The sequence below is a fragment of the Streptomyces sp. B1866 genome, from assembly GCF_031932565.1.
Lineage (GTDB): Bacteria > Actinomycetota > Actinomycetes > Streptomycetales > Streptomycetaceae > Streptomyces.
Genome location: NZ_JAVSCF010000468.1, coordinates 1 through 2,226, shown reverse-complemented (window position 1 = coordinate 2,226; position 2,226 = coordinate 1). Strand labels below are relative to the sequence as shown.

Sequence of the window (2,226 nt, the reverse complement as noted above, 5' to 3'; positions counted from 1 at the left end):
GGCCGGGCCGCCGGCCGGTCCGGTGGTTCCGGGCCGGCCGTCGGCCCGGCCTCCCCGCCTGGGCGCGGGCTTCCGGGCGCGGGCGCGCCGGGGCCGCTCCGGCCGGGGCCGCCGCGGTCTCAGCCGGAGCCGAAGGACCCGCTCTGCCCCTCGTCCCACTGCCGCCGCTCCTGGTCGGAGCTGCGGCGCGACGCCTGGTTCTCGATCTCGTACGGCAGCCGCCGCCTGCCGTCGGCCGGCACCTCGTGCGGCTCGCGGCTCTCCGCGTGCTCGTGCCGCTCCGAGTCCTGGTGTCCGGGGCCGTGGTCGTCGGCCGCGGCCTCCTCGTCGGTCTCCTGGCGGCGCTGCCACGCGCCGGCGCGCGGCTGCTTCTCCTGGGAGGGGCCGGGCTCGGCCTTCCGGGTGCGCAGCCCCAGCCAGAGTGCCGCGATCAGCATGGCCACGACGACGATCCCGACCACCAGCGGGCCGATCCCCACCAGGTGGTCGCGGGTCAAGGCAAGAATCTCGCTGCTCTGCGTCTCCATGTGCCCCGGGTACCCGAAATCACGCGAATCACCCAAACCGCAACCGGACCACCCGCAGGCCCAGCCTTCAGGGCTGTGCCGGGGCGCCGCGGCGGGCCTCGGCGGCGCGGATGGCGTCCCGGTACGCGCGGGCGGCGGCGCGCAGCGCGGTCTCCGGGTCGGTGCCGTCCGCCTGGGCCCGTACGGCCAGCTCCAGCAGCGCGTACCCGGCGCCCTCCCCCTCCGGCGGCGGCACGTCGAGCCCGGCGGCGCGGGCCCGGGAGGCGAGCTTGCCGACCAGCGCCAGGGCGGGCTGGGCCAGCGGCACCCCCTCGGTGACCGACGTGCGGCGCTTCTCCGCGGCCTTGGTGCGCGCCCAGTGCCGCTCGACGTCCTCCGGGGTCTCGGCGGTCTCGGTGCCGAAGACGTGCGGGTGGCGGTGGATGAGCTTGTCCACGATGCCGCCGGCCACGTCGTCGACGGAGAACGGCCGGTCCGGGTCGTCCTGCGCGATGCGGGCGTGGAAGACGACCTGGAGCAGCACGTCGCCCAGCTCCTCGCGCAGCGCGTCCCGGTCGCCCAGTTCGATGGCCTCCACCATCTCGTACGCCTCCTCGATGGCGTACGGCACCAGCTCCTCGTGCGTGCGCGGCCCGGTCCACGGGCAGTCGGTGCGGATGCGGTCCATGACCCGTACGAGGTCCAGCAGGCGGGCGCCGGGCAGGTCGTACGAGCCGGGCAGCAGCTCCAGCTCGGGCATGGCGACGGCGCCGGAGCCGGCGAGCCGGGCCAGGCCGTCGGTGAGCCGGGTCTCGCCGTCGGCGGAGGTGACCACGACGGCCGTGCGGCCGCCGCCGTCCGCGCAGTAGCCGACCAGCTCGCGGGCGGTCGGCGCGGCGTGCTCCACCGCGACGCCCGCCTCGCGCAGGTAGGGCAGCTGCGGGTGGCCGGGGTCGGCGACGAGCACCCGGTCGGCGGCGCGCAGTGCGCGCCACGCGGGCCAGGACAGCAGGCCGGGCGCGACCCGGTGGCTGGCGGTGAGCAGGATCAGACGGCCGGTGGGCGGTGTGGTCACGCCCCCGAACGTAACCTATGCCCCCGGGTTCACCCGATCGGCGTCCGCCGCGGGCCGCAGCCACGGGTCGTCGGCGAGCACGGTGGTGCCGCGCTCGGGGTCCCAGCGGCCGTAGCGCGGGTTGACCTCGATGTCGAGCGCCTTGAACGTGCGGTCGAACTGGCGTTTGGCCCCGTCGGTGCCCAGCTTGTCCAGCAGCCGCTCGCGCAGCAGCTCGGTGCGCACGACGCCGTCGATCTGGCCGGGCGCGACGCCCTGGTCGAGGTAGAGGGCGGCGAGCGCGGCGCCGCCGCCGGCCTGCCGCTCGTCCGTGCCGCGGGCCTGCTGCACGTCGCGCCGGGACACGCCCACCCCGGCGTCCTTCGCCGCCCGCTCGATCACCCGGGCCCGGATCATGCGCATCAGCGTGTTCTGCCCGAGCCGCCCGCTGGCCGCGATGAGCTGCTCGGCCTGCGGCGACTCGCGCTGCGCGTCCCGGACGTCCCGCACCTGCGCCTGGAGCTGCGAGACGGTGATCCGCCGGCCGTCCACGACGGCCGCGGCGCCCGGGTGCGGGGCGCCGCCGCAGGCCGACAGCAGGGGGACGGCGGCGAGCAGCCCGGCGGAGGCGGCGCCCGCGGCCAGCCGGGCGCGGCGCGAGCGGCC

At 77.5% G+C, this 2,226-nt stretch carries 3 protein-coding genes; all 3 read right to left on the bottom strand.

Annotation, left to right across the window (positions count from 1 at the left end):
• Positions 1-119 precede the first annotated feature (119 nt).
• Entirely contained in the window at positions 120-527 is a 408-nt protein-coding gene (locus tag RKE29_RS29505) for a DUF6479 family protein (RefSeq protein WP_312008779.1), read from the bottom strand.
• Between the two features lie 67 nt (positions 528-594).
• On the bottom strand, positions 595-1,581 hold the full coding sequence (locus RKE29_RS29500) for a nucleoside triphosphate pyrophosphohydrolase (RefSeq protein WP_312008778.1): 987 nt from the start codon (positions 1,579-1,581) through the stop codon (positions 595-597).
• A 15-nt stretch (positions 1,582-1,596) separates the two neighbouring features.
• Positions 1,597-2,226: SurA N-terminal domain-containing protein (locus RKE29_RS29495; RefSeq protein WP_312008776.1), on the bottom strand; the 630-nt coding region annotated here is incomplete at its 5' end.

Bases quoted from the DNA above. Each gene is read 5' to 3' on its own strand.
- RKE29_RS29505 (WP_312008779.1), bottom strand. From the start codon at position 527: ATGGAGACGCAGAGCAGCGAGATTCTTGCCTTGACCCGCGACCACCTG.